The 25,056-nt window shown below is 49.3% G+C and carries 30 protein-coding genes; 19 read left to right on the top strand and 11 right to left on the bottom strand.

Translation table 11 applies throughout. From position 1 onward, the window contains the following. Window positions 1–13 precede the first annotated feature (13 nt). The 7 genes from ACHUE7_RS04465 to merT form a co-directional block, all read right to left on the bottom strand. Window positions 14–337, bottom strand: coding sequence for a rhodanese-like domain-containing protein (locus ACHUE7_RS04465; protein WP_127557132.1), 324 nt, complete (start codon window positions 335–337; stop codon window positions 14–16). A gap of 96 nt (window positions 338–433) precedes the next feature. Beyond that, window positions 434–1,792: a dihydrolipoyl dehydrogenase family protein gene (locus ACHUE7_RS04470; RefSeq protein WP_394168930.1), complete on the bottom strand. Its 1,359-nt coding sequence runs from the start codon at window positions 1,790–1,792 to the stop codon at window positions 434–436. 169 nt (window positions 1,793–1,961) lie between these two features. Then, on the bottom strand, window positions 1,962–2,207 hold the full coding sequence (gene merF / locus ACHUE7_RS04475) for a mercury resistance system transport protein MerF (protein WP_394168931.1): 246 nt from the start codon (window positions 2,205–2,207) through the stop codon (window positions 1,962–1,964). A gap of 117 nt (window positions 2,208–2,324) precedes the next feature. After that, window positions 2,325–2,534, bottom strand: a complete 210-nt coding sequence (locus ACHUE7_RS04480) for a hypothetical protein (RefSeq protein WP_127557138.1) — start codon at window positions 2,532–2,534, stop codon at window positions 2,325–2,327. A gap of 35 nt (window positions 2,535–2,569) precedes the next feature. Beyond that, window positions 2,570–3,973, bottom strand: a complete 1,404-nt coding sequence (gene merA, locus ACHUE7_RS04485) for a mercury(II) reductase (protein WP_394168932.1) — start codon at window positions 3,971–3,973, stop codon at window positions 2,570–2,572. Between the two features lie 5 nt (window positions 3,974–3,978). After that, window positions 3,979–4,275, bottom strand: coding sequence for a mercury resistance system periplasmic binding protein MerP (merP, locus tag ACHUE7_RS04490; RefSeq protein ID WP_394168933.1), 297 nt, complete (start codon window positions 4,273–4,275; stop codon window positions 3,979–3,981). 25 nt (window positions 4,276–4,300) lie between these two features. Then, window positions 4,301–4,651 carry a mercuric ion transporter MerT gene (gene merT / locus ACHUE7_RS04495; protein ID WP_127557144.1) on the bottom strand — a complete coding sequence of 117 codons (351 nt, stop codon included), beginning with the start codon at window positions 4,649–4,651 and terminating at the stop codon, window positions 4,301–4,303. Window positions 4,652–4,724: 73 nt separating this feature from the next. On the opposite strand from merT, the gene merR reads away from it, so the two are divergent. The 9 genes from merR (at window position 4,725) to ACHUE7_RS04540 (ending at window position 12,770) form a co-directional block, all read left to right on the top strand. Then, window positions 4,725–5,162, top strand: a complete 438-nt coding sequence (gene merR, locus ACHUE7_RS04500) for an Hg(II)-responsive transcriptional regulator (protein WP_127557146.1) — start codon at window positions 4,725–4,727, stop codon at window positions 5,160–5,162. Window positions 5,163–6,597: 1,435 nt separating this feature from the next. Next, window positions 6,598–7,893 (top strand): peptidoglycan DD-metalloendopeptidase family protein, encoded by a 1,296-nt coding sequence (locus tag ACHUE7_RS04505; protein WP_394168934.1) that lies wholly within the window; start codon window positions 6,598–6,600, stop codon window positions 7,891–7,893. Window positions 7,894–7,978: 85 nt separating this feature from the next. Next, entirely contained in the window at window positions 7,979–8,923 is a 945-nt protein-coding gene (locus ACHUE7_RS04510) for a cation diffusion facilitator family transporter (RefSeq protein WP_220432553.1), read from the top strand. A gap of 180 nt (window positions 8,924–9,103) precedes the next feature. Then, window positions 9,104–9,523 (top strand): copper chaperone PCu(A)C, encoded by a 420-nt coding sequence (locus ACHUE7_RS04515; protein ID WP_281276799.1) that lies wholly within the window; start codon window positions 9,104–9,106, stop codon window positions 9,521–9,523. Between the two features lie 45 nt (window positions 9,524–9,568). Next, window positions 9,569–10,408 carry a cytochrome c oxidase assembly protein gene (locus tag ACHUE7_RS04520; RefSeq protein ID WP_394168935.1) on the top strand — a complete coding sequence of 280 codons (840 nt, stop codon included), beginning with the start codon at window positions 9,569–9,571 and terminating at the stop codon, window positions 10,406–10,408. A gap of 132 nt (window positions 10,409–10,540) precedes the next feature. Beyond that, the gene (locus tag ACHUE7_RS04525) at window positions 10,541–11,029 is read left to right on the top strand and encodes an SCO family protein (RefSeq protein WP_220432554.1); all 489 of its coding nucleotides are present in this window, start codon (window positions 10,541–10,543) and stop codon (window positions 11,027–11,029) included. Window positions 11,030–11,154: 125 nt separating this feature from the next. Beyond that, on the top strand, window positions 11,155–11,586 hold the full coding sequence (locus ACHUE7_RS04530) for a disulfide bond formation protein B (protein WP_342775637.1): 432 nt from the start codon (window positions 11,155–11,157) through the stop codon (window positions 11,584–11,586). Then, window positions 11,583–12,251, top strand: coding sequence for a DsbA family protein (locus ACHUE7_RS04535; protein ID WP_127557157.1), 669 nt, complete (start codon window positions 11,583–11,585; stop codon window positions 12,249–12,251). The genes ACHUE7_RS04530 and ACHUE7_RS04535 overlap by 4 nt, the downstream gene beginning before the upstream one ends. A gap of 168 nt (window positions 12,252–12,419) precedes the next feature. Then, window positions 12,420–12,770, top strand: a complete 351-nt coding sequence (locus ACHUE7_RS04540) for a DUF3703 domain-containing protein (RefSeq protein ID WP_127557159.1) — start codon at window positions 12,420–12,422, stop codon at window positions 12,768–12,770. 871 nt (window positions 12,771–13,641) lie between these two features. Here ACHUE7_RS04540 and ACHUE7_RS04545 read toward each other — a convergent pair. Continuing rightward, window positions 13,642–14,538 carry a cation efflux transmembrane domain-containing protein gene (locus tag ACHUE7_RS04545; RefSeq protein ID WP_127557161.1) on the bottom strand — a complete coding sequence of 299 codons (897 nt, stop codon included), beginning with the start codon at window positions 14,536–14,538 and terminating at the stop codon, window positions 13,642–13,644. 96 nt (window positions 14,539–14,634) lie between these two features. On the opposite strand from ACHUE7_RS04545, the gene cadR reads away from it, so the two are divergent. Next, window positions 14,635–15,042 carry a Cd(II)/Pb(II)-responsive transcriptional regulator gene (cadR, locus tag ACHUE7_RS04550; protein WP_127557163.1) on the top strand — a complete coding sequence of 136 codons (408 nt, stop codon included), beginning with the start codon at window positions 14,635–14,637 and terminating at the stop codon, window positions 15,040–15,042. A gap of 258 nt (window positions 15,043–15,300) precedes the next feature. On the opposite strand, the gene ACHUE7_RS04555 is transcribed toward cadR, so the two are convergent. The 3 genes from ACHUE7_RS04555 to ACHUE7_RS04565 all read right to left on the bottom strand — a co-directional run bounded on the left by ACHUE7_RS04555 (window position 15,301) and on the right by ACHUE7_RS04565 (window position 17,475). Continuing rightward, entirely contained in the window at window positions 15,301–15,849 is a 549-nt protein-coding gene (locus ACHUE7_RS04555) for a DsbE family thiol:disulfide interchange protein (RefSeq protein WP_281276791.1), read from the bottom strand. A 36-nt stretch (window positions 15,850–15,885) separates the two neighbouring features. Further along, a complete protein-coding gene (locus ACHUE7_RS04560; RefSeq protein ID WP_127557165.1) occupies window positions 15,886–16,614 on the bottom strand; it encodes a cytochrome c biogenesis CcdA family protein in 729 nt (242 codons plus the stop codon). 69 nt (window positions 16,615–16,683) lie between these two features. Continuing rightward, window positions 16,684–17,475 (bottom strand): hypothetical protein, encoded by a 792-nt coding sequence (locus ACHUE7_RS04565; RefSeq protein WP_127557167.1) that lies wholly within the window; start codon window positions 17,473–17,475, stop codon window positions 16,684–16,686. Window positions 17,476–18,103: 628 nt separating this feature from the next. Here ACHUE7_RS04565 and ACHUE7_RS04570 point away from each other — a divergent pair. The 9 genes from ACHUE7_RS04570 to ACHUE7_RS04610 all read left to right on the top strand — a co-directional run bounded on the left by ACHUE7_RS04570 (window position 18,104) and on the right by ACHUE7_RS04610 (window position 25,019). Beyond that, window positions 18,104–20,560, top strand: coding sequence for a heavy metal translocating P-type ATPase (locus ACHUE7_RS04570; protein WP_394168936.1), 2,457 nt, complete (start codon window positions 18,104–18,106; stop codon window positions 20,558–20,560). Window positions 20,561–20,881: 321 nt separating this feature from the next. Further along, the gene (locus tag ACHUE7_RS04575) at window positions 20,882–21,523 is read left to right on the top strand and encodes a TVP38/TMEM64 family protein (protein WP_394168937.1); all 642 of its coding nucleotides are present in this window, start codon (window positions 20,882–20,884) and stop codon (window positions 21,521–21,523) included. 80 nt (window positions 21,524–21,603) lie between these two features. Further along, complete coding sequence (locus ACHUE7_RS04580) at window positions 21,604–22,008, top strand: heavy metal-responsive transcriptional regulator (protein ID WP_394168938.1); 405 nt, start codon at window positions 21,604–21,606, stop codon at window positions 22,006–22,008. Between the two features lie 56 nt (window positions 22,009–22,064). Next, entirely contained in the window at window positions 22,065–22,574 is a 510-nt protein-coding gene (locus ACHUE7_RS04585; RefSeq protein ID WP_127557175.1) for a protein-disulfide reductase DsbD domain-containing protein, read from the top strand. Window positions 22,575–22,736: 162 nt separating this feature from the next. Then, window positions 22,737–22,922, top strand: coding sequence for an urease accessory protein UreH domain-containing protein (locus tag ACHUE7_RS04590; protein ID WP_394168939.1), 186 nt, complete (start codon window positions 22,737–22,739; stop codon window positions 22,920–22,922). Next, window positions 22,919–23,197 (top strand): urease accessory protein UreH domain-containing protein, encoded by a 279-nt coding sequence (locus ACHUE7_RS04595; RefSeq protein ID WP_394169158.1) that lies wholly within the window; start codon window positions 22,919–22,921, stop codon window positions 23,195–23,197. The genes ACHUE7_RS04590 and ACHUE7_RS04595 overlap by 4 nt, the downstream gene beginning before the upstream one ends. A gap of 329 nt (window positions 23,198–23,526) precedes the next feature. Next, complete coding sequence (locus tag ACHUE7_RS04600; RefSeq protein ID WP_394168940.1) at window positions 23,527–23,784, top strand: hypothetical protein; 258 nt, start codon at window positions 23,527–23,529, stop codon at window positions 23,782–23,784. 49 nt (window positions 23,785–23,833) lie between these two features. Next, window positions 23,834–24,523, top strand: a complete 690-nt coding sequence (locus ACHUE7_RS04605) for an SCO family protein (RefSeq protein ID WP_394168941.1) — start codon at window positions 23,834–23,836, stop codon at window positions 24,521–24,523. Between the two features lie 55 nt (window positions 24,524–24,578). Beyond that, on the top strand, window positions 24,579–25,019 hold the full coding sequence (locus ACHUE7_RS04610; RefSeq protein WP_394168942.1) for a DUF411 domain-containing protein: 441 nt from the start codon (window positions 24,579–24,581) through the stop codon (window positions 25,017–25,019). The last annotated feature ends 37 nt before the right edge of the window (window positions 25,020–25,056 follow it).

Consider the following 25,056-nt stretch of genomic DNA (forward strand, 5'->3'; position numbering starts at 1 on the left):
ATCTGTACCCGTCTCAGTGTTCCAGTGACAAGCCTGCGGCCTGCCACGCCTTTTTCCCGCCGATGTAATGGTAGACTTCGGTATAGCCGAGACTGTCCAAGCGTTTGGCGGCTCGGCCGGCGCGTTTGCAGTTATCGCTCGCACAGTACACGACGAGGGTCGCCTGCTTGTCGGGTAGTCGGCGGGGCGCCTCTTCCATGATGTCGTCGGAAACGATATTGATGGCCCTTGGCAAGTGCATCTTGGCGAACGCATCGGCGGGCAAAGTATCTATCAGGATAAAATCTAGGCCTCGGGACTGCCAATCGAGCAGGGTTGTGGTATCAATCGTTAACATGGTGAAACTCCTCCATATGACGTGGGACCACTTTTTACAATAAACGCGGTCCCACCCCACAGTGGTCGGGCAAAAATGTTACATACCTTAGGTACTTCACTCAGGCAGCATTGATTCGATGTCAGAAGCAGCGGAAGGGTAGGCGAAAGTGGCGTGTCGGATCGCATCGACACCGAGCCCGTTGCGCATGGCGAAGCCGAACAGATTAATGACTTCAGCCGCCTCGGGGCCGACCAGATGTGCACCTAGGATACGCTGGCTACCCTCTTCCACTAGTATCTTGTAGGCGTAGCAGGGTTCGTTGACGCGCCGTGCGGTGAACCAACCCGGCACTTTTTCGTGCTTGACCTTAAACTTAAGGCCTTGTCGCTTCGCGTCGGCCTCCAGCAGGCCGACTCGCGCGAGTGGCGGCAGGGTAAAGGCGACGCTAGGGATTCCGGTATAGTCCACGGTAGCCTCCTTGTTCCCGAGTAGGTTGTCGACAACCGCGTGGGCCTCTAATGCGGCCACCGGAGTCAAGGGCAAGGGGCCACCGGCAGCGTCACCAACTGCGTACACCGCCGGGTTGGAGGAACTGCGAAAGGTTTTGTCCAGCTTGAGTTTGCCGTGTTCGTGGGTGATGTTGGCGGCATCAAGATCCAGTGCTTCGAGTGCTGGCTTGCGACCGCCGCTGTGTATCACGAGATCGGTAGCGATATCGAAGCGTCCTTCCGGCCCATGAACCTGAACCTCGAAGCCATCGTTGAAATTGCGCACCGCCTTGACTTCGTGACCAAGTCGCACGTCTACGCCTAGAGCGCGGGTGCGTTCGACCAGCAGCGCGACCAAATCCGGATCGAAGCCAGCCAGCGGTTGCTCGCTCCGGTTCAGAATCGTGACGTCAACACCGGCACGGGCTGCAATATGGGCAAATTCGAAGCCGATATAGCCACCGCCGACTAATACGATTCGGTGCGGCAGTTGATCCAGTTCAAGAAAATCGTCGCTTTTTATCAGATGCTCGGCGCCTTCGATGGGTAAGCGATGCGGCTCAGCACCGGTGGCAATGACGATGTGTCTCGCCGTCAACGTTGTGTCGCCGACTTCCACGGTGTTGTGTCCGGTGAAACGGGCGCGGCCATGCCAGGCATCAATGCCTTGTTTGTTGTACGCCTGTTCGCGCTTTGCCGGCACCGGCTCTGTGAACGAGCGCTTATGGCGTTGCAGTGCGGCCCAGTCGATGCGAGTTTCGCCATCCAAAGTGTCGATGGCGCTCATGCGCTGGAAACCATCGATCACCTCGGCTGCAGCGATCAACATCTTTTTCGGGTCGCAGCCACGAAGCGCACAGGTACCTCCGAATGGACGGTGGTCGATGACCGCCACCGACCAGCCAGCCTTGCGGCAGTTAAACGCGGTCACGCTAGCCGCTGTGCCGGTGCCAATAACGATCAGGTCATAGTTTTTGTCGGTCATGGTTAATGCCTCCATAACTGGCACATTGAGTTACCTTGACACACCAGCAAAGTATTCATCATTGCTCCGGTGAACCAGACGCCGGTGCACCTCTCCAGCGCCATGCTATTGATCAAAGATCTCGTTCTGGTGATCATCACTACCTATGGTTAGACTCTTCAGTGGTTCATTAGGTTGACCCCTCATCGGATGGAGTGTCGCAGTAAACATCGTACTGTTTTTTGCGCCATAGGGCGTAGACGGTCAAGCAAATGAAAATGGCCAGTGCAGGTAACAACACGTAATCCAGATAACCAGTAAGTGCCGCCAGGCCAACGGCACCGAGCAGTATGACCAGAATGGGCGTGAAGCAGCACAGGGCAACGATAACCGTCCCAATCAGACTAGCTCGTAACAGCGTTTTGGGGTTTCTCATGTTGCGGTTCTCTATCAGAAGTAGATTGTGCGGTCATGGGGTCCCTGCTGGTATCGTGCAAAAGCTGTTCTAGCGACAGCACCAATAGACAGGTCGGGTTATGGTTAAAGTGATCGTTCATTTTTTAAGGTATTTGATCAGAGCTACAATACCCAGGCACAGTAAGGTGATCAGTAGCAGTGGCATAATCATCATTGGCAACATCATAATCCAGCCCATGCCAGACATCATGGGGCTACAGAGTTCCCAGAAGCCAGTTCCTGAAGCCGCGAAGGCGGCACCCGGAAACAGAATTAACAAGGCAAACAACGTTGTCAGTATTTTCATGGCGATCTCCTCTCATCATTTTTTGACGTAGCTGTTCATCCTGCACAACACGACAACTGCTTCACATCCTTGGTGAAGGTCTGGGCACAGAGCTTGAGGCCTTCTACCATGGTCAGATAAGGAAACAGTTCGTCAGCCACTTCCTGCACGGTCATCCCAGCCCTGATCGCCATTACGGCGGTCTGGATCAGTTCACCTGCCTCGGCCGTCACTGCCTGCACGCCCAGTAACCGGCCCGAATCGCGTTCGGCTACCATCTTGATAAAACCATGGGTGTCGAAGTTGACCAGCGACCGGGGCACGTTTTCCAAGTCGAGCACGCGAGTATCAACACTGTAGTCCAGCCTGAGCGCTTCAGCCTCGGTGAGACCCACGGTTGCCACCTGAGGGTCGGTAAACATCACACCAGGCATGGCGCTGAGATCCAGAGTTGCCTCACCGCCGGTCATATTGGTGCCCGCTCGACTCCCGCCGGCTGCCGCCACGTACACGAACTCAGGCTGATCAGTACAGTCACCGGCGGCGTAGATGCCCGGCACTGTCGTTTGCAAGTATTTATCCACCAGGACCGCCCCTTTGGCGATCTCCACGTCAATCTGATTGAGGTTCAGCGTCTCGGTGTTGGGTGTGCGCCCGGTGGCTACCAGCAGTTGATCGGCCCGCAAGGTTCCTGTTGTGGTCGCCAGCACGAATTCATTATCCGTGTAGTCCACCCGGCTTGCTTGAGTCTGGTTGAGCACTTCGATGCCTTCGCGGCGTAAGGCGGCTTCAACCGCGTCGCCAATTGCCGGGTCCTCGCTCGACAGCAGTCGGCTGCGTGCCAGTACCGTAACCTGGCTGCCCAGCCGGGCAAAAGCCTGGGCCAACTCCAGCGCCACGTATCCAGCCCCAATCACCGCCATCCGTTCAGGCACAGTCTCCAATGTCAGCGCACTGGTAGAGGACAGATAAGGCGTATCAGCCAGCCCCGGTATAGGCGGCTGTGTCGGGCGGGCGCCAGTGCCGATAAAGGCGCGATCGAAGTGAACGATCTGTTCGTCACCTTCGTTTAGCGTAACCACCAACTGATGAGCATCAATAAATCGGGCCTCTCCGTGCAGGAGAGTGATGTTCGGATGATCGCGCAAAATTCCCTCGTATTTGGCATCCCGCAGCTCGTCGACACGCGCCTGTTGTTGCCGAAGCAACGCCGCCCGATCCACGACGGGCGTTTGGGCGCTCAGGCCTCCATCGAAAGGACTCTCCTTGCGCAGATGGGCAATATGTGCGGCACGAATAAGAATCTTCGAGGGCACACAACCGATATTCACACAGGTGCCACCGACGGTACCGCGCTCAATCAGGGTAATTCGGGCACCGCGCTCGGCAGCTTTTAGTGCGGCGGCCATGGCCGCGCCACCGCTGCCGATCACAGCAATGTGCAGGTTGCTATCACTCATAAACGTTACTCCTGTGTCGACTGGTTTTGGCTTAGCGTGGACGGATAACCGGCGTTTGTGGTGGCTTGAGTCAGCGCTTCGACAGAGGTTTTCGCATCATCGAAGGTGACCGTAGCGTCACGCTCTTTGTAACGGACATCGACAGAGATCACTCCCTCGACCCTATTAAGAGCGGCTTTGACTGTGAATGGACAGGCTACACAGGTCATACCGGGAACTGCCAGGGTGACCGTTTGTTGCGCCGCCAAAGCGGGCAAACCGAATAGCAGGAGCAGCGCCGTCATCATTAGTACTTTTTTCATGGGGTCTTTCCTCTTAAAAGATATCTTAATAGAACAGCGGTAAGACAAAGGGGAACGCCAGCGCGATCAGAATAAGCAGCGAGACAATCCAAAAAGCGATTCTGTATGCCGCACGCACTTGTGACACCGCGCAAACATCACCCGGTTGGCAGGCCTCCACAGGCCGGTATATCCGGCGCCAGGCAAAGACCATTGCCAGCAACGCAGCACCAATAAACCAGGGTCTATAGGGTTCCAGGGCCGTCAGATTGCCGATCCAGGCGCCTGAAATGCCCAGCGTGATTAAAATCAGAGGCCCCAGGCAGCAGGCGGAAGCGAGAACCGCTGCAACGCCCCCTGCGGCCAGCGAAGCGCGACCAGATTTGGATTCTGACATTACATTTGCTCCTTTAAGGACTTAGATGACTGCGGTAAGGTTACCCCCGTAGTCAGCTACGGAATCAAGTCCAATGTCTAAAAAAAATCGTCCAATGACCATCGGTGCCCTGGCGAAAGCCGCCAATATCGGAGTGGAAACCATCCGATATTACCAACGCAGAGGGTTGGTAACAGAACCCGAAAAGCCCTTTGGCAGCATACGTCACTATGAAGAACAGGCTCTGGAGCGCCTTCACTTCATTAGAACGGCCAAATGGCTGGGCTTCAGTTTGGATGAAATAGGAGGATTGTTGATATTGCAGGATGGAACTCACTGCGACGAAGCACGAACACTGGGTGAACAGAAATTGACCAGTGTGCGGCAGAAAATCCTGAGCCTGCAGCGGATTGAGCGAGCACTGGATGAGCTGGTGCATGAATGCCGCGTCCAGCAAGGTAGCGTCTATTGTCCCCTTATCACCTCACTCCATGACGGACTTGAAAAATTTTCGCCGGAGGAAAGACCTTAAGAGTACTCGATTAAAGCAGATTCGCCTCCGCCTTCTTTTTGCGTAGAGTTCTTAATGGGGCTGTAAAGCCAAGGGCAAGTTAGTAAGCGAATAGAAGGTTCGTGAAACAATCGAAGCAAAATCTGGATATTCTACTACTGGCAGGCTTTGTTACTTGAATGGCTTAGCGCTCTAGGTGTCATGGGTTTTGATAAACTGCTCCAGTTCAGCATTGAGCTCGGAAACACTGGTAAAAACCCGCAGCATAGCACTCGTCATTCCAGTTGAGAAAATCACACCTCTAAACCATTGAACCAAGATGTTTTTTTGGCGTGGAAATTAGGAGAATACGAGGGCGTGATGCGACTCAGTCTCCAACCACCTTGGTTCAAAGCGCGCTGAGATTGTCATAATAATACGATGGACTCTTTCAGGGTCTTGCGTCGATCGACCATCTTCAAGATGCACAAGACTAATTCTATGTTTGTCTTGCTTGATTCCTTTCAAGTGCCCATTCAAGCCAGGATATTGAAGGCCGCAAATAGACTGGTTGTACTGTTCCGCTTGTAATTATGAGCCCGACTGCCTATTCGACTTGGACAATCGGTAAGCCAGGTTGTGTGCGTTCCAAAGCCTGAACCTGAGTTTTCTCATCAACACTGAGAATAACGGCACTCTCTGGACGGATCATGTATAACACTACGATATCGACGACTTTATCAACGAACTCTGGATTATTGTTGACTTTGAAAGTTTTGAGTCGGTTTGGGCGTAAATCGGCGGCGTTCCAGAACTGTCGAACCTGCGAAGTCGTTACAACGGTTTAACACTTGCCTGTGCAATAGGAGCGGATAGTGGCCATGGTCGCCTCCTCCTGAGTCACAAAGAATTCATCTTAGCTCAATAGCGCTCCAACCAATTAATGTTGAATGGAAAATCAAGTCAGGTAGCGTTCGCATGCTGACAACCAGACCGTTGAGCTGTTGATGCCGGATTCATAACCATAATAAGACGATCAGGATGCGAAAAACATGCAGAAGGTAGTGGTCTGAAGCAATTCTGGTGCTCCAATTTAGTTCATACTTATTTCCGTGTATGTAAAGAGTGAGTTCCGTGTAAGTAAAGAGTGAGCCTAAAGAACTATTTTTAGATAAGCTACGGGACTTCATTGTGCTTATAGGTATTTGCTCAATACCACACCATAATTGAGTATGTGTCGACTAAAGGTGTTGAAGCAATGAAAAAAGACACTAGGAATACGCACTGCCTCTTAACAGGGAGCTGTGGGATTCTAACGATTGCTGACTTCAATTTTTTGTAAAGACCGATATAACGTAGTGTGCTTTAAAGACCAAGAGCAATCATATTTTACCAAATACATACATATATGCAGACAGGTGAACTGTTGTTCGAGCCAATAAGTGTAGTAGAAAAATCACACAGTAAGCGATGTATCATGTTAAATAAGTTAATGTATAAATCCCGAAGACCTTCCTTGTGGCATACTATTTGCCTCGCTCTGTTAACCTCGGTAATACTTGCTGTCGCTTTATGGCCTTCACCAGGTCAATCCGTAGTCGTTGAGATTCCAGCTAGGCTGGAATTTAAAAGCTCTGAACCTCTGCCGTCGGCAAAGAATGAATCTACAAGAGAAGTCACTATCGAAGTCCAACCAGGTGATTCACTCTCCAATGTTTTTGAGCGAGCTGGTGCGGGCGTTAGTATTCTCTACCAGTTGTTGGCTGACGAAAGCATAAACACACTGCTTGAGCAAATATTTCCCGGGCAAACATTCAAATTCACCTACCAGTCTGAAAATACGCTGAACAATGTAACATTTAGTCAGTCAGATTTGTCCAGGTATCGTATAGACATCAACGAAGAAGGGTTTGGGATTGAGTCAATTGTCGAAGATCCCGAAGTTTATACCCGCTTTACCCAAGCGACCATAGACTCATCGTTCTATCTCGCCGGAACCAATGCTGGTCTCAGTGATGGCTTGATTATGGAACTCGCCACGCTGCTTGGCTGGGACATAGACTTTGCAAAGGACATTCGCGCTGGCGATCGTTTTTCGGTGATCTATGAGGAGCACTATTTGAACGGTAAGAAACTCAGGGACGGCCCCATTTTGGCGGTTCGCTTCCACACGCAAGGCCGGGAAGTGACGGCATTGCGCTACACCGACGCTAGCGGCAATACCGAATACTACTCGCCTGGCGGCAGTAGTGTTCAAAAAGCTTTTTTGCGAAACCCCATGAATGTATTCCGCGTTTCTTCACGCTTTGATCCCAATCGACGTCATCCAGTCTTGAACACCATTCGTGCCCACAAGGGTACAGACTATGCAGCTCCTCGCGGGACTCCGATTAAGGCCACGGGAGAAGGTAAGATTATCCATGCTGGTCGCAATGGAGGGTATGGTATTGCGGTAATCCTGCAGCATGGTAGTGGAATTCGTACGCTATATGCCCACATGAGCAGTCTCGCCGAGGGCTCCCGTTCAGGTAATCGAGTTAAGCAGGGCCAAATTATTGGCTATGTCGGCGCTACGGGCATGGTTACTGGCCCTCACTTACACTACGAGTTTCAAGTTAACGGTGTTCATCAAAATCCTCAGACAGTAGAGTTGCCGACAGCAAATCCGTTAAATGAAGATGAGCTGAGATCGTTCGAGATATTTGCTGCTAATTTGAACGGGCAGTTGGATGCTTTTGACATGGACTATGTTGCGAGCGGATACGGAAAGTAGAGTCGACCTAGTGAGTAGGATTGGCGACTCCAACCACGTATTTTTAGGTCGGGCAACGAAAACAAATTTACTAGGGGGCGCTAAATTGACTGGACACAGTGACAATCACAGCCACAGCCACAGCCACAGCCACAACCATGGGACAGGCAAGGCATTGGTATTTGCCCTGCTATTCACTACTGGCTTCGCGGCAGTCGAGGTGGTGGGTGGCTTGCTGGCTGATTCGCTAGCACTCCTTTCTGATGCTGGTCACATGTTAACGGATTCATTGTCGCTGGGGGTGGGTGCCTTCGCCGCATGGCTCGCGAATAAGCCTACTTCACGCAAACACTCATTTGGCTTGCAACGCGCGGAAGTACTTGGCGCACTATTCAACGTTGTATTCATGTTTGCCGTTGTTTTCTACATCGCTTATGAGGCCATCAACCGTTTTATCGATACGCCAGAGGTTAACGGCGGACTGGTCCTGGTTATTGGAAGCCTTGGTTTTCTGGTAAATGTGATCGTTGCTTGGGTGTTAATGCGGGGCGAGCAGACAATGAATGTGCGCGGTGCACTGCTGCACGTTTTCGGTGACTTGTTAGGTTCAGTGGCGGCCATAGGCGCCGGTTTGACCATCTACTTGGGAGGGCCGGCTATGATTGACCCGCTTCTCTCATTGTTCGTTTGCTTTCTGATTCTTATATCGGCCAGTCGCTTGTTGCGTGAGGTGGTAAGGGTGTTGATGGAAGCGGTGCCGACTGGTATCAATTCTTCGGCGGTCGCAAATGCGATAACGGAAGTTGAAGGAGTAAAAGCGATTCACGACATGCACATTTGGAGTTTGTCCTCAAACAGTCATGCGCTTGCAGCCCATATCGACTTGGATTCCATGAAACAGTGGGAGAGCATTCTTCCACAGTTACAAACGTTACTCAGAGACCAGTTCAGCATTGCCCACAGTACCTTGCAACCGGAAGACGCCGCTGTTCGGGATGCATGTGATGCAGATCCTGATTGCGGTAGTCAGAGCTCGAAAAAAGTTGTCTAGTTACAAACCTCGGCCTTATTGACCGTCCTGAGGACTTGACCTTCTTGACACTGTCTATTCTGCTGGGAGAGTATCGTGTGTTTAAATTCTATTAGTGAGGGCGAAGCCATGCCTAAGATCTCAGGACTGAGCAAGAGGTATATTCATGTCTTGATATGGTCCATTGTTTTTGTGTGGGGGATGCCTGCGTGGGCGCACGACTACAGCACAGGAAGTCTAAGAATTATTCACCCTTGGTCGAATGCCAGCCCACCTGGAGCGCCAGGAGTAGGTTACATGGTCATTTTGAATGAAGGCAGTCAGCCGGATAAGCTAGTATCAGTGAGTGCCGACTTCGCCCAAGTGTCAGCCCACAAGACAACAGTTAAAGATGGCATGGTCCAAATGACTCCTATGACTGATGGTGTTGAAATCCCCGCTAACGCGAGCGTTAGCTTCGAACCAGGGGGGCTGCACCTGATGTTGATGAATCTCTCCACTCCGCTTCGATCCGGCGAAGAGCGTCCAATCACGCTGGAATTTGAGAAGGCGGGATCAATATCAGTCAATTTCAAAGTCATGGGTATGGGCGATGGAGAGGCCATGGATCATGGTAATTGACCAATTCTCACCCACTCTGTCAATCACCGCCAACGAGGGTTTCCCGTGCCAGAGTATTTAATGTACCTCCTGCCGTATGAGTTCTCCTGGCTCGCGGTTGTATTCTTTGGCGGGACTGGCTTGTTGTTTGTTCGCGGCCAGCGAGTGTTGGCGCAGGCTGGAACGCCATTGCCAGGTTGGCGGATTGCGCTGTTTTGGCTTGGGTTCGTATTGGCCTATTCAGTCATGCATACGCAATTTGACTATTTTGCTCAGTTCATGTTCTTTATTCATCGCATTCAGCATTTGGTGCTGCATCACTTGGCGGCCATACTTTTGATGGCATCGAACCCTTGGAAGGTATTATCTGCCGGTTTTCCCGAGGGAAGAACGAAGCATATTGTCGCACGGGCACTTAGCTCTCGTGTGATTCAGATCCCTTATCGTATCATTCAGTTCCCACCACTGGCAGGATTCATTTTTGTAGGCCTGATTTTTTTCTGGCTGATGCCCGAGGTCCATTTTAAAGCGATGCTGAGTCAACCCCTGTACTTGGTCATGAATTGGTCGATGTTCCTGGATGGAATCCTGTTCTGGTGGTTAATTTTAGATCCTAGGTCACCGGTCAGGGCCAAGACTCTCAGCTTCGGAAAACGTATCATAGTGATTTGGTTTGTGACGGTGCCCCAACTGGGGCTTGGTGCCTATATTGTTACGAGCCCGGCAAATCTTTACGATATTTACGATCTCTGCGGTCGGGCTTGGCCCATCGCGCCTCATGATGATCAGGTACTGGGAGGAGTTCTTACCTGGATTCCACCCGGCATGATGGGTGTATTGGTTATGGTGGTGTTGCTCAGGCGGATGTTACATCAATCCGAGCAAACTAAAGTGCGACCCGCATAGACATTATAGAAAAGTAGGGAGTATACGGTGATAAGAGTTATTTCATGGGTAGCGCCAATACTACTGGCCTTGATGGTTGCATCCTGCAGCAACAATGATGTCGCTTGGAAAGGGTCCGACATAAGAGGAGTTATGCCGGATCTATCGTTCGAGTTGATATCGGAGTCAGGCCTGGACGTCAATCAGGAGACTTTTCTCGGCAAGGCTACGCTAATGTTTTTCGGCTTTACAAATTGCCCCGACATATGTCCCGGAACATTGCAAGGGCTGGCAAGCGCCATTGAGGCGTTGCCAGAGGAGCGCCAAGATGAGGTTCAGGTCTTGTTTGTAAGCGTTGATCCAAGCCGCGACACACCGGATAGACTTAAAGCCTACACCGACTTTTTCGGCCCTCAGGTTACCGGCTTGACAGGTACCGATGACCAGCTTTCCGCCTTGGTCAAGCGGATGAGGGCTACCTACGGCTATGGTGAAGCCGATGAAAATGGTAATTACGCCGTATCCCACAGCTCGGCGATTTACGGCTTCAATGCTGACGGTGAAGCTCAAGTTCTTCTTAGGGGAAACCAGCCGATTTCTGATCTGACTCATGATATTCAACTGTTACTACAGGCTTCTTAAAGAGGCATGGCACCATGCAGGTAAAATTGGTACCGACCTTGTAATCGTCGCTTTCGTACCGGTACCAGTTGGTGCATTTCAATCCTGAACACTTAAGACATCTATCATGAGATGCATACCCAATGATGAACGATAGTGATGTAAGTGGATGGTGGCTACTTCTCGCGGCCTGGCTCCTGGCGGCGATCGCTTCAATTTCGGCCATCTATATCGGTGAAGTTCTGGGTCAGTCTCCTTGTGTACTTTGCTGGTTCCAGCGGACCTCTATGTTCCCGCTGGCTGTAGTGTTGGCGGTAGCTTGCTTTAATTCAGATTTGACTGTGTGGCGATATGCACTTCCTCTTGCAGTCATTGGAGCCCTGTTTGCTTTGTCACACTCACTGCTTTATGCCGGAGTCATCCCTCAATCCATTCAGCCCTGTAGTGCTACAGGTCCATCCTGTTCGGGTGCCGGAATGACAATTTTAGGCGGGTTGCCACTTCCATACCTGGCGTTCGCTATCTTCACAGCCATAATAATTTTGCTTTTGTTAATCCGTAGGAGAATGCTCCCATGAACCGTCGTGCTATCGTCGTCGCAATAGGTATGGTAATGATTGTAGCTTTCGGAGCTACAGTCTTTTTCAAACGGCAATCTCAACAATCCGCAGCAACTGCTGAAAAACCTGTAGCCTCAGCGCTAGCAGTTGAAAATGAACAGGATCTGGTGCGGTTTCATTCGCCTACTTTTGGGCCTGCCGACGCACCTGTAACAATTGTTGAATTTTTCGACCCTTCCTGTGAGGCGTGTCGGGCTTTCTACCCAATTGTTAAGCAGATACTGTCGGAATACCCAGATCAGGTGCGGTTGGTCTTGCGATATACTCTTTTTCACCAAGGCTCTGAAGAAGTCTCACGCATTTTAGAAGCAGCTCGCATTCAAAACGTCTATCAACCAGTGCTTGAAGCAGTGCTGGAGGCACAGCCTGCCTGGCATGATGCCCCTCAAGTTACAAAAGCTTGGGAGGCTGCGGAAGCATCTGGTCTGGACATAGCCAGAGCTCGCGAAGACATGCAATCTGCACGAATAGATGCCATCCTTGAGCAAGACATGCTGGACGTAAGAGCCTTTGGGGTACAAGGTACACCTACTTTCTTCGTGAATGGCCGTCAACTGACCGAATTTGGTTCTGAGCCATTACTCCGTCTCGTACAGAAGCATCTCCCCGACAGACAGAACTAATGTGTGGAAGCTTGAAGCGGTGAACCTCCTCCTGACAACGGAGAGATTAGAGATTGCGGAAACGTTGTTCCGTAACATTTGGGGTCGCTTACTTGGCAGCCTGGTTTAAGATTTGGATAGGCAGAACACTGTGATAGCGTTGCTGGCCAAAGAAAGGGAGCTAAATTTATGAATAGTGAACTAAAAAAATACTATAGAGATGAGCTGTCAGCGGCCGCCAATTTCGAAGCATTGTGTGATTACAGTACAGCCTTCAAGCATCTCGAACGGGCGCATATCCTGAGCCAGAGGTTCACCTTAGCACATGCCGCCACTCACTTAAGGATGCTGAGGCTTGGTTGGCGAACGCGCGATATCCGTGAGACAGTGGGGCAAATAACCCGAACTGTTGCTGCTTTGTTGTTTTCCAAAATCTGGGTTCCAGTCGGCAATACGGGCCGGGCAAATGTAAGTGCACTTAAACCGATGCCCATTCCGGAAGACTTGGCTGATGTGCTGAAGAAAGCAAATAGCAGATGAACTAAACTTGAAATACATTGTCTAACATCGCTTTACATTTTTGACGGAGTAGTGTTTCCAGAATTTCCTGTTAGTCTATTTCACTGATAAAGTGACACCAGCCATTATATAGAATATATGCTAGGGGCAATGACTGTTATCCTCTTGGAATAGCTTCAAAAATAGCTCTCATCTGGAATGCAGTTCAGTATTTGACTAGATTGCCGAAGCCATTATTAGAAGAAGAATTTCTAGTGAGCGCGTAAACCAATTTCTGGGCTTACCGTTTTCCAGGCGAAGGCTTTAATCCATAAAAGAGAATCACAAAAAAGACCGTGGGTAGCAATCTCTCCTAATTCTTTGTTAGTCAGGAATTGATAGGCATGTGCTCAATAGATTCATGCGCTCAGAATTGATACACAACATTCTGCTCGAAGTGCTTTCCCGAGCGAGTAGAATGAATTCGGGGGCAATTGCGATGTCAGTAGAGTTTTCAGTCAGCCTATTCCAGTCTCACCAATTGTGACCAAGGTAGTCCAAAACATGATAGCAGGATACTCGGTTAATCAGTTCTTCGTGGTGCCGTCGAGGACAAAATCTCAGATGATGTCCTCCACTTTGTAACGGTTCTCACAGATCATATTGGCCAGTGCAACTGAGGCCACGGCTGCAATTCGAATGAAGTCTAACGCTGGAGCCTTTACTATTCGCTCAAGGGGGACTCGGTGCTCCTCACACACCCACGGTATAAAAGTGGGGAATCCATAACAGACTGCCCGTTTGTCAATAATTGTTAAATTAGCCACTTGGCAGATTTAGTTGTCATTTGCAGTAGCCCGAATATGGTCGATAACACGTACAATGAGTGACCTTCGCCAGTAATGGGTATTAATTAACCCTTCAGTGCCAGGATACGCCTGGCTCCGTTGAGTACGACGAGACCTGCGATGGTACCGATTATCAGATCCGGGTAGTTGGAGCCGGTCAACGCGACCAGAGCTCCGGCGGTGATCACCCCTAAATTGATCACCACGTCGTTGGCCGAGAATATCCAACTCGCCTTCATATGTGCCCCACCTTCACGATGTTTGAATATAAGCAACAGACAACTGGTATTGGCAATTAATGCGACAAGTGCGATAAGCATCATAACCAGTGATTCAGGATCACTGCCGTATAAAAAACGTCTCACCACCTCTGCGAGTACGCCTACAGCTAGTATCAATTGGAGTACGCCTGCAAGATGCGCGGCACGTGCCTGCAGAGTAACACTACGCCCAACTGCATAAAGGGCAAGCCCGTACACTGCTGCATCGGCAAAATTGTCCAGGGACTCTCCAATCAAACCTGCAGACTGGGCGGCTAGACCGGCACTCATCTCCACGATGAACAGAAGTGCATTGATACCAAGCAACCAGCGCAGGGTGCCGGACTCTTGGGTGGCAGAGGTTGCCGAGGATACGGTAGCTTTGACTGTTTCCGGGTCGGCGGCTGAGGTATTCTTCAGAGAGGCTCCCAACCCCAAGGAAGTTAACTTCGCAGTGATAGTGGCAGCCTTTCCATCGTGCACGACCTCCAGCTGGCGATTCGACAAGTCGAAGGCCAACGCCTGAACCTCTTCAAAGCCGTTCAAGGCGAGGCGGATCATTCGTTCCTCTGATGGGCAGTCCATCTTTGGAACGGTATAGACACTGACCCACTTCCCCGAGGCTTGGGAAGGGTCATTCTTATCGGATTCTGCTCGGAGTGGCTCATCGTTGCCACAGTGGTCATTACAGGGCTTGCTCATAATAGTGTTCTATTCGTTAGATATGATGCTACCATTAGAAACCATATAGTAACTATAAGGTCAATAGGGTTGAGAGACTTTTGAAGGGGGATCCTGATGCGAATTGGTCAGCTGGCAAAATCTATAGGGGTTGATACACAGACAATCCGCTACTATGAACACCAAGGCTTGCTACCGTCGCCTGATCGGCAGGAAAACGGATATCGTGTGTATACAGACAAGCATGCCCAGCAATTGGCCTTCATACGTAGCTGCAGAATGCTGGACTTGTCACTAGCAGAGATCTCCGAACTTCAGAGCTATCAAGATGACCCTCATCAACCGTGTACCGCTGTAAATGATTTGCTAGATGTTCACATATGTCAGGTAAGGTCACAGATAACTGCGCTACAAGCACTTGAGAAGCAGCTCGTCTCACTGAGGGCGAACTGCAATAGCGACCGAGAAGTTGAGGCGTGTGGAGTTCTTGCTGGAATTAGCGAGGGAAGCGTGCATCAGCGCTGATGTTTGAAGCATCAACGAGAACACATATTAGGGTTCTATCTTGCCTCGTTTAACGTATACCTAGTCAAACTGAATAGGAGCCAATAGATACTATGCACGGTCTCGACATAATCCCAATTTTTTTGGCGTCAACGTTTGTAGCTTCGATAGTTGATTGTCATGCCAAATTGATGTTTTTCTCAGTGTGGTGAATAGCCTTTCCTTAAACACGATTCAATACTCGCATGGGATACGATAGGTCTGGAGGATAGAGTCAAATTAAAACTGCCTGCCATCGGAGTACCGATTGGCCAGGGGACGAAACTTTTCCTGCCAAACGCTTTCATTGACAACGCCGACATGGCGAAGGCGAACTATACCATCTTGGTCGATAAGAAATGTCTCAGGTGCTCCATAGACACCAAGGTCCAGGCCCAGACTTCCATGCTGGTCAAAAATAGTGGCCTGATAAGGGTTCCCCAAGTCTTGCAACCACTTTTTTGCAGCACTCAGATCGTCTTTGTAATCCAGTCCAATTATCCGAACACCGCGGTCCGCCAGCGCCATTAAATACGAATGCTCATCCAGACAGGCGGGGCACCAGGTACCCCATACATTGAGTAAGCTAATCTGACCTTTAAAAATGTCTTGGTTCAAATATTCTCCAGGTTGTTCAAGCCAGGGAAGCTCAAAGTTCGGTACAGGCTTTCCAACTAGAGCTGAGGGTCTTTCTTGGTTGTCCAACGAAAAGCTGTTCCAAAACAGAATAGCCAAGCCTAGAATTACCACAAGAGGAAGAAAAAACACAACTTTTCTCATTGCTTTCATGCTCTCCATTGCCTGCTTAATGACAGGCGTACGTGTTTATCCGATTTTTCCGAGTGCCGGAAACCAGTTCAGCATCCAAGAAGCCATCAATGTCAACTTACCAGTAATCATTGCAACCCCCATCAAGATCATGATCAGGCCAGCGGCAATATGCAAATACCGACTGAATCGGCCCAATGCTCGTAGACGTTTTTTGAAAGACTCCATAAAGATCGAAACAATCAAGAAGGGAAGTGCCAGCCCCAGAGAGTAGACACTTAACAGCAAGACACCTTGTTGTGGATCTCCCGACAGTGAGCTCATGGCCAGAATAGTTGCCAGAATAGGACCTATGCATGGAGTCCAGCCGATTGCAAACGATATGCCCAGTAGAAATGCAGTTGTCGGATTGCTGGATCGTGGTGTCAGGTGCAGCCGGAACTCACGTTGCAAAACGTTGATCCTGATCAGGCCGGTCATGAAAACACCGAGCACAATGATCAGACTGCCGCCAATAAGCGTAGCCTCGTACCGGTACTGCTGAAGCATGCCACCCACAACGGTGATACTGGCGCCTAGAGATATAAAAACAATTGTAAAGCCCAGTATGAAAAACACGCTGAGTAGCAAATGAGGCCAGCTTTCTTGTTGGTTCTGCGGGTTGGATTGACCTGTTGCAGTAACAAACGACAAGTACCCCGGTACCAATGGCAATGTACAGGGTGACAAAAATGAAATCAGTCCTCCCAGAAAGGCGCCGAGTAATCCGATATTCGCTATATCCATTCCGTTGTATCCCGTTTAGATTTCTTCATAAAGTTACATGCCTAAATATTTTTTGAGCCAATCGGGGCGTCATTGGTGGCTTTTCCGATGTCTTCGGTACCAGAAAAAACCAAACGTCAGGCCGGATACTATTACACTTCCACTGACCAAAACGTCAGGGATATTGAGATTCAATGGAACCGAAGAATGGTTGGTTGAAATTTCTTCGGTAGTGATATCATGGGTGTCATAAACCAGGGTATTGGCTAAGCTAACCAAGTTGACTGGCTGAAATTCCAGGCCATTAAATTGGGCTCTGAGTTGCCCTTCCCTGTCAATCACATAGGTCACCCGATCCTGCTCAGTCTGAACGTCTGGACTTACCTTCATGACATCTAGCAGATCAACTAGTCGATTTGTGGTACCGGGTGCTTGGCCATTAATAGGGAGACCTTTCCAGTTAATCGGGTTAAGACCGAACCGCTCTATAAAGCTAGAAGTCAGCACATTATCTCTTTCGATCATTTCGGTGCTTGTTATCAGGGTGATGAAGCGCACCTGATCGATCATATGGGCTGAGTTAACCATCTTTTGGAGCTTAGAGATTAGTGTCATGTGCCCGGCGCAATCGGCCTGGCAATCCTTGTCGGCAATATTCAGAATACTGATTTTGCGATCTATAACGGCTTGGCGGACATTCTCTTCTAAGAAGAACGGTAACGGCAATGACGCATCAGTCTGATCTATAAATTCTACATTGGGTTCTTTTGAGCGCAGTTCAGTTTCTACAGCTTCAAGTGAATGTGAAAAGGCAGCTCTCGGAAATGATTGCCCAAATAGTATTAGTGTTAGCGCAGCTACCACAGCAAATAATGATCTCATCAGTTTTCCTGCTATCTTCGAATGACCATAACCACGACATCGGTTTACCAGAAACATGTGATCCGGAACAACCGATAGGCGCGGGATTAACCTAAATCAGCCTGTATTATTGCGGTTCAACTTTGGCGGGTAACGGTCAGGAGGAGATGGCAGCAGAAACTGAAAGGGTTGAATATAGAGTCTCTGTACAGCCGACGTAAGAGTGACAATATACGTACATGACGAGAACAGCATTGTCGATGCGCTACATATTGGCAAATCGCAGGTGATGGGTTGGTTTTCAAGTTGAGTGCAAGTCTTACTTTGTTCGAATATTTCCGAACTGCCGACCGGCGCGTCATTTATACCCATAGTCTTTACATTGCCAGTCGATAGTACTGACAGACTCAAGAGCAGGCTCAAGACGGCAAGGTAAGCCAGCGGGCATAGTAAAGAAGCAGGTTTCATGGCGCAGAATTAAAGCATCAACTACCTGAGCATTCAAGCGATGTCATTTTGCTGATGTTTCGAGTGAACTAAAGGACTTGACCTTATAGTCTACTTAAAGGTTACCCTCGTGTTGTTAGTTAAGGCACACTTAGTTTTCAAACGGTGGTTTAGGTACTTGATGCAAATCCAAGAGGACACAATGGAAGAACTCATTGAAATTGGAGTCCAAGGCATGTCGTGCGGATCCTGCGTGGCTCGGGTGGAAAAAGCACTGGGTAGCCTGCCGGGTGTCGAGTCCGCACAGGTTAACCTCGCCACTCAAAAGGCCACCCTTAGGTCGGAAAATGGAGTCGACCTAACAGGTGTGGTATCCGCTCTGGAAGAAGCCGGTTACAAGGCGCATAGCGATGAGGTGAAGGTACCAATAGGGGGTATGAGTTGTGGCTCCTGTGTTTCCCGTATCGAAAAATCTTTAAAGGAATTACCGGGCGTGACCGGTGTCAGTGTTAACCTAGCAAGGCAAAAGGGAACCGTTTGGTTTTTGCCTACCGTCGTGTCGATAGCACGAATTCACCGCGCCATTGAAGAGGCCGGATACCAGACTCAGGGTATAGCCCACGACGATTCTTCTGAAAAACCGGATAGCGCAGGCATTCTTTTGCGTAATCAGGTTGTGATAGCGGCTCTGTTTACCTTCCCCGTTGTTGTAATCGCTATGGGCAAAATGCTACCCCTATTGGATGCATTGTTTACCAGTGTGATGCCTCACCGGGGCTGGATGGCCGTTGAATGGGTTTTGACCACGCCGGTAGTCTTCTATGCGGGTGCCCGCTTTTACCGAGCCGGCGCTGCCGAACTGAAGCACCTGAATCCGGGTATGAACAGCCTGGTAATGATTGGTGTCAGTGCCGCCTATTTGTACTCGGTGGCCGCCTTGCTGGTACCGGACTTTTTCCCGGTTGGAACGGCGGAAAGCTATTTTGAAGCAGCAGCGGTAATCGTCACGCTGATTCTACTTGGACGCTACTTTGAGCACATTGCCAAAGGTCGCACCTCTGAAGCGATAAAAAAGCTGCTGCAATTACAGTCCAAGATGGCACATGTATTACGCAATGAACAGATCGTGGACATATCTGCGGATGAGCTCGTCGCCGGTGACCTCATCCTGGTTCGCCCGGGCGAGCGTATTCCTGTTGATGGTGTGGTTGTAGAAGGTGAGTCGTACGTTGACGAGTCAATGATCAGTGGCGAACCGATGCCAGTAAGAAAACTAACAAAAGCCGAGGTTATCGGCGGTACCATCAACAAAAACGGCGCCCTGACTTATCGGGCTACGCGCGTGGGTTCAGACACATTGCTGTCCAAGATCATCAGGATGGTAGAGTCTGCACAGTCAGAGAAGCCACCTATTCAGCAGTTAGCCGACAAGATCGCCGGTATCTTTGTTCCAATCGTCATGCTCATTGCCGCCGCAACCTTCGTTGCGTGGTTAGTCATGGGGCCAGAACCGGCTTTGTCATTTGCTTTTGTTACCACGGTCAGTGTGCTGTTGATCGCCTGCCCTTGTGCGATGGGATTGGCGACCCCGACGGCTATCATGGTGGCTACCGGTAGAGGTGCCGAAATGGGTGTGTTGTTGCGCAAGGGTGCGGCGCTGGAAACGCTCGCCAGAATGGACACTATTGTGCTCGACAAGACGGGCACCTTAACTAAAGGGCGGCCCGAGCTGACGGACTTTGTTGTGCTGAAAGGTCAGGAAGCCGAAGTGTTGGGTTGGGTAGCGGCCGTCGAGGGACAGAGTGAGCATCCGATTGCCGAAGCAATAGTACGGGCCGCTCATGAGAGAGGGCTGACGGTACCTACGGCCAGCCAGGTTAAAGCCATGCCCGGTTACGGTATTTCGGCGGAAGTTGACGGTCATAAACTGTCTATTGGTGCAGATCGGTACATGAGCTTATTGGGGATCGACCTAAACGACACTCTCAATCAGAGAGAGGCCTTGGCCGGCCAGGCCAAGAGCCCACTGTATGCAGCGGTTGATGGCCATCTGACCGCGATAATCGCCGTTGCCGATCCGGTAAAAGAGGAGGCTGTTGAAGCTATACGGTCACTTCGGACCAAGGGCCTGAATATCACGATGCTAACCGGAGACAACAGTGGCACAGCCAATGCCATCGCCCGTCAGGTGGGCATTGAGCATGTATTGGCCGAAGTACTGCCAGATCAGAAGGCCGATGAAATCAAACGGTTGCAAAATGAGTGTCGCCGTGTTGTTTTCGTTGGTGATGGTATCAATGATTCACCGGCGCTGGCTCAAGCTGATGTTGGTATCGCCATGGGCACCGGAACAGATATAGCGATTGAAGTCGGCGACGTCGTATTGATGCGTGGTGACCTTAACGGTATTAATGATGCCATTGCCTTATCCCGGCGCACTCGTCGAACCATTCTCACAAATTTTGCTTGGGCCTACGGATACAATGTGGCGTTAATCCCTGTGGCTGCCGGTGTACTCTACCCAATAACAGGCTTTTTACTTAGTCCAGTACTAGCCGCCGCTGCCATGAGTATATCCAGTGTGTTTGTATTGACCAATTCGCTGCGCTTGCGACGATTTCAGCCCAGTTTCTCCAAAAAACATTTGGGTGCCAATTAACATGATCACTACCAAGACCGTAGTTAAATATTAGTCGAGTAACTTAGAGAGTAATTATGAGGTTCGAAATATGATGACAATGATGGATGGAGGGACTTGTGGCTGGGCCATGATGGCTGGTATGGGATTTATCTCAATATTGCTGATTACGATGCTCGTATTGGGTATTGCTGCCTTGGCCAAATATCTCTTTAAAAGAAGTTAAAATGACCATTAGACTCATCACATTCACAAAGGTATACAAGCTTTGAAGTCCACTAACGTTTGTTTTCAAGTGCAATGATCAGAGACCAGAGGTTTTGGACTAAGTTGCTAACGGGAATGGCAGCGCTGGTGGCGCTTATCATTATTTACTGGCTACTTCATAGCAGCGGCATGATCGCTATACTGACCAGCAAAAGCGAACTTCGGTATCTGATAAGTCAACTTGGATGGTTGGGGCCTGTTGTGATCGTCGCACTAATGATGTTAGCGATTGTTATGAGCCCTATTCCTAGCGGCCCCATAGCCATGGTTGCGGGAGCGGTTTATGGACCTGTACCAGGTACCATTTATGTCGTACTTGGTGCTGAAGCCGGTGCCATTATCGCTTTTAGTCTTTCAAGGTTCTTTGGCTATCAGGTTGTGCAGCGGTTGCCACATGCACAGACGTTAATGACATGGTTGCATCGGGATCGATCCCAGGCTGGACTGATGATTATCGTTTTCGCCTCTCGACTGGTACCGTTTATTTCCTTTGATGCAGTCAGCTACGCTGCTGGTTTAACTCCATTAGCTTTTTGGCGCTTTGTGATTGCTACGTTAGCGGGTGTCATTCCTATGGCCTTTGTGATTACCTATTTTGGCGAGGCTTTGATATCAACAAACTCACAGGGTATGGCTGTGCTATTGATCTTAATCACGGGAATTACATTGCTTCCTCTGTTGGCAAAAGTCATACAGCTGTATTGGCGGGGCAAGTGAACCGCTTGAGGACCCTTTGAAACGGGTCTAAGCCTCCTGCTGTGTAGCCATAATTCAATAACCCAATGGGAGAACTGAACATGAAAGGTCTTACTATAGGCGAGCTTTCAAGGTTGACAGGCCTAGCCAGTCAAGCTATTAGGTATTACGAAAAAGAAAAGCTTATGCCAGCACCAGAGAGAACCGACTCGAATTACCGTATCTACAGCGAAGATGCCGTCGCACGACTTCATTTCATACTCAATGCGAAACAGTGGGGGTTCACACTAGATGAAATACGAGAGCTACTAATACTTCAGGACGCTAACGGTAGTCGTGCAGAAGCCAAGCGAATTGCAACTGAGAAACTTAAGAGAATTCAGGCTCAGATCGAAAAGCTGACTCGGATTAGGGGAGTGTTGGAGAAAACTCTTACTGAGTGTTCAGGAGAGGGGCCCATGTTGGAAGGATGTCCGATTGTAGAGACAATTGCGGACTCTGAATGATTAACAAAGGAAAGTTGAAGAATCTTTATCAGTTAATCCACTCGGAATAATGACTTATGAAATTGACCGTGATTTTTCTATTTCTGTTGCCGCCTTTGTGTTTCGCCGACAATACGTTCTCTCAGCGCATCGAATTAAACTTGAGTTTACCCCAGAATAATACCAGAAGTCAGACATTTCTACCCTCAGAATTGGCGTTTCAACCCAGTGCGTGGCTAGAAGACGAACGGCTATACATAAGTTTCACCAATGCTGAAGGCTACTACCTCCATCGCCATCAGTTTTCTGTTACTACCGAGCAACAGAGTGTTCACATCGGGCCACTATTTATACCTGCCGGGACGAATATCATTCATGAAACACTGGGAGAAATGGAAGTATTTTATAATTCAGTGTTGTTGAGCGCACCAATTTACAGCGAAAGTAATATCGTCAATCTACTGAGTGTTCAGGTCTCGTATCAAGGGTGTTCCGATAAGGGCCTGTGTTACATGCCTCAGACCGCTACTTTGAATGCTAGTGTTCGTTTGCAGTCTGAGCCACTACTTCTCGACATCACACACTGATTCGACCGGCTTAGTATTGATGCCAATGTGAATATTGATTTTCTCTATCCTGGTATTCCGCCACTACTTGCCGCTTCTATACTCAGTTTTATGGAGGGTGCTCAATGCGTTGGTATGTGTGGAGTCATAAAGAGCGCGTTGTCATAGTCTATACCGCAGTCGATGCGAAGACCTCGTCACATTTCTACGTTAAGGCTAGGTTACAGTGGCGGTCGTATAGTCAGTTATATGTCCAGTGGCGCATCCGCAGCCCTGGTAGCCAAAGTATTGAACCAAGCATTATATGAGGCCGCGCTGGTTCTCCGGCCATTGGTGGCAGTATTATTGATTATAATAGGATTGTCATAGCGGACTGGTGGCGTGGCATGAGTAGAATCGAAGCGCTAGGGCGCTGTATTTGGCGCTTAGTGGAGCCATTAGGGAGGCGGCTTGTTCCTGTAACAAATACTTACAGAGCGATTGCTTTAGGGTCTATTTGGGGGGCTATCATGTGGTCTGGTTCACACTATGTTCGGCTGAATCATGGCGGCTGCAGAGCCTCTAACTGCAGCCGAATTGATGGGGCTTTTGGGCTAGGGACGTTGCCAACAGTGCTTGGGACAGGCATTGCGGCACAAAGGTAGTGTAATTGGTGCAACTCAAATGGGTACGGAGCGTTGCTGGTTCGGCTATTGTAATCTTAGCTGCTTGGCAAGATTTCTATTCAGTGCCTAAGTACTAGATGATAATAGCATCCTTAATGCACGAGCTATAAGCGAATGCCTGGTTTATGGCAGCTATTCTCAACTAAAGCGACATCCTCATGTGTCAATTAAGTGTCAATTAGACTACAACCGCTTGACCTTAAAGCCTACTTGAAGGGTACTTTTATCCAGAGAAAGAGACCTTTAGCAAGTAGGTAGGTCTGTCAGAAAGTTTGTCTATTGGTTGTTAATAAATGAGGAAAGCGGTTATGAACAAACATAAAATCATTTACTCATTCGTTGCCACTTTAAGTGTCTTTAGTTCTGGGTTTCTTTGGGCCGATCAAAGCATGCAGGAAGGAAGCCGAAATGAAAGCTCTGCACACGGAGAAATGATGCAGCAAAATGGAATGGGTATGATGGATATGATGGACGAAATGGAATCAATGATGGAAAAATGCAATTCCATGATGGGAATGATGCAACAACATCACGACTCAATGGATTCCGAAAAAGTGGAAAACTGAGCGATCATTAATGTCTAGTAGGTAAATTGAAAGAATGATAAAGCGGCCGATGAAGAGTTTTGTACCTTTGCTCCTTTTGTTGATGCTGAACCTGCCGGTCTCGGCGCACTCGCTCAATGATGCCGAAGCAGTAATCAAGGAAAAGGAGCGATATGCCCAGTTTGTTGATCGAGTAGCACCGCCGTTCACACTCTTTGACACTCAGGGGAACCCTGTCTCAAAATTAGACCTTGCTGGTAAGGTTGTGGTGCTAAATTTTCTATACACACGTTGTGCCGATGCCTGTCCTCTACACATGAATTTGATTGCCCAGCTACAGGACCGCGTCTCGGAACAGGGGCTTTCCGGGCAGGTTGATTTCATTACCATTGCTACGGATACTGAAAGCAATGTAGATCTCACTGTTGACAACATGAATGCCTACGGGCGCAACTTTGATCTGGCGCCGTCTAATTGGCGATTTTTATACCGTGATGCCAGTGGTGATCCGGAATTGACCCGCTCGTTGGCCGAGGACTATGGTTTAAAGTTTTCCAGTGTCAGTGAAGGGGTGCAGATGCATGGCCTGGTGACTCATGTTGTAGATCAGGAAGGTTGGTTGAAAGCACGCTTTCACGGCCTGGAGTTTAAGCCAGGGAACCTTGTGTCCTATCTGGAAGTGTTAGTGAAAGGCCCCAGTGCACTGAATGACAGTACCTGGGATGAAGTACATACTTATTTTGAAAATATGTTCAAATAGTGAGTGTCTGCGTTTACGTGTAGATACTGCTTTAGGTCGTTCCATTGGAGAACTTATGAAAATCATGAAATTTCTGGCGGTTTCCTTGATGTTGTTGTATGCCGCATCCAGTTTCGCATCGCAAACTGCGGCGAAGCTATATAAAAACCCAAACTGTGGGTGCTGCGGTCAATATGCAGAGTATCTGGAGCGCAATGGTTTTGATGTAGAAGTGATTAATACAGAAGATCTTACTGCAATCAAATTGGAGCATGACGTCCCGGAGGAGATGTTCGGATGTCATACGACACTGATCGAAACTTACCTGTTTGAAGGACACATCCCGGTTGATATCGTCAATACCGTTTTGGAAGAAAAACCTTTCATACGCGGTCTCAGCGTCCCTGGTATGCCGGCAGGTTCTCCAGGTATGGGCGGAAACAAGCGCGGTTCCATCGATGTCTATGCCCTTAATTTTGGACCCATGACATCAAGCACTATTTACACCTCGTTCTAATTACCGTGCGGGGGAGGCAAAAATGAGAATTAATTCG

This window comes from Saccharospirillum alexandrii, from assembly GCF_043641555.1.
GTDB classification, from domain to species: domain Bacteria; phylum Pseudomonadota; class Gammaproteobacteria; order Pseudomonadales; family Natronospirillaceae; genus Saccharospirillum; species Saccharospirillum alexandrii_A.

Bases quoted from the DNA above. Each gene is read 5' to 3' on its own strand.
- ACHUE7_RS04465 (WP_127557132.1), bottom strand. From the start codon at position 337: ATGTTAACGATTGATACCACAACCCTGCTCGATTGGCAGTCCCGAGGC.
- ACHUE7_RS04470 (WP_394168930.1), bottom strand. From the start codon at position 1,792: ATGACCGACAAAAACTATGACCTGATCGTTATTGGCACCGGCACAGCG.
- merF (WP_394168931.1), bottom strand. From the start codon at position 2,207: ATGAGAAACCCCAAAACGCTGTTACGAGCTAGTCTGATTGGGACGGTT.
- ACHUE7_RS04480 (WP_127557138.1), bottom strand. From the start codon at position 2,534: ATGAAAATACTGACAACGTTGTTTGCCTTGTTAATTCTGTTTCCGGGT.
- merA (WP_394168932.1), bottom strand. From the start codon at position 3,973: ATGAGTGATAGCAACCTGCACATTGCTGTGATCGGCAGCGGTGGCGCG.
- merP (WP_394168933.1), bottom strand. From the start codon at position 4,275: ATGAAAAAAGTACTAATGATGACGGCGCTGCTCCTGCTATTCGGTTTG.
- merT (WP_127557144.1), bottom strand. From the start codon at position 4,651: ATGTCAGAATCCAAATCTGGTCGCGCTTCGCTGGCCGCAGGGGGCGTT.
- merR (WP_127557146.1), top strand. From the start codon at position 4,725: ATGTCTAAAAAAAATCGTCCAATGACCATCGGTGCCCTGGCGAAAGCC.
- ACHUE7_RS04505 (WP_394168934.1), top strand. From the start codon at position 6,598: ATGTTAAATAAGTTAATGTATAAATCCCGAAGACCTTCCTTGTGGCAT.
- ACHUE7_RS04515 (WP_281276799.1), top strand. From the start codon at position 9,104: ATGCCTGCGTGGGCGCACGACTACAGCACAGGAAGTCTAAGAATTATT.
- ACHUE7_RS04525 (WP_220432554.1), top strand. From the start codon at position 10,541: ATGCCGGATCTATCGTTCGAGTTGATATCGGAGTCAGGCCTGGACGTC.
- ACHUE7_RS04530 (WP_342775637.1), top strand. From the start codon at position 11,155: ATGAACGATAGTGATGTAAGTGGATGGTGGCTACTTCTCGCGGCCTGG.
- ACHUE7_RS04535 (WP_127557157.1), top strand. From the start codon at position 11,583: ATGAACCGTCGTGCTATCGTCGTCGCAATAGGTATGGTAATGATTGTA.
- ACHUE7_RS04540 (WP_127557159.1), top strand. From the start codon at position 12,420: ATGAATAGTGAACTAAAAAAATACTATAGAGATGAGCTGTCAGCGGCC.
- ACHUE7_RS04545 (WP_127557161.1), bottom strand. From the start codon at position 14,538: ATGAGCAAGCCCTGTAATGACCACTGTGGCAACGATGAGCCACTCCGA.
- cadR (WP_127557163.1), top strand. From the start codon at position 14,635: ATGCGAATTGGTCAGCTGGCAAAATCTATAGGGGTTGATACACAGACA.
- ACHUE7_RS04555 (WP_281276791.1), bottom strand. From the start codon at position 15,849: ATGAAAGCAATGAGAAAAGTTGTGTTTTTTCTTCCTCTTGTGGTAATT.
- ACHUE7_RS04560 (WP_127557165.1), bottom strand. From the start codon at position 16,614: ATGGATATAGCGAATATCGGATTACTCGGCGCCTTTCTGGGAGGACTG.
- ACHUE7_RS04565 (WP_127557167.1), bottom strand. From the start codon at position 17,475: ATGAGATCATTATTTGCTGTGGTAGCTGCGCTAACACTAATACTATTT.
- ACHUE7_RS04570 (WP_394168936.1), top strand. From the start codon at position 18,104: ATGGAAGAACTCATTGAAATTGGAGTCCAAGGCATGTCGTGCGGATCC.
- ACHUE7_RS04575 (WP_394168937.1), top strand. From the start codon at position 20,882: ATGGCAGCGCTGGTGGCGCTTATCATTATTTACTGGCTACTTCATAGC.
- ACHUE7_RS04580 (WP_394168938.1), top strand. From the start codon at position 21,604: ATGAAAGGTCTTACTATAGGCGAGCTTTCAAGGTTGACAGGCCTAGCC.
- ACHUE7_RS04585 (WP_127557175.1), top strand. From the start codon at position 22,065: ATGAAATTGACCGTGATTTTTCTATTTCTGTTGCCGCCTTTGTGTTTC.
- ACHUE7_RS04590 (WP_394168939.1), top strand. From the start codon at position 22,737: ATGCGAAGACCTCGTCACATTTCTACGTTAAGGCTAGGTTACAGTGGC.
- ACHUE7_RS04600 (WP_394168940.1), top strand. From the start codon at position 23,527: ATGAACAAACATAAAATCATTTACTCATTCGTTGCCACTTTAAGTGTC.
- ACHUE7_RS04605 (WP_394168941.1), top strand. From the start codon at position 23,834: ATGAAGAGTTTTGTACCTTTGCTCCTTTTGTTGATGCTGAACCTGCCG.
- ACHUE7_RS04610 (WP_394168942.1), top strand. From the start codon at position 24,579: ATGAAAATCATGAAATTTCTGGCGGTTTCCTTGATGTTGTTGTATGCC.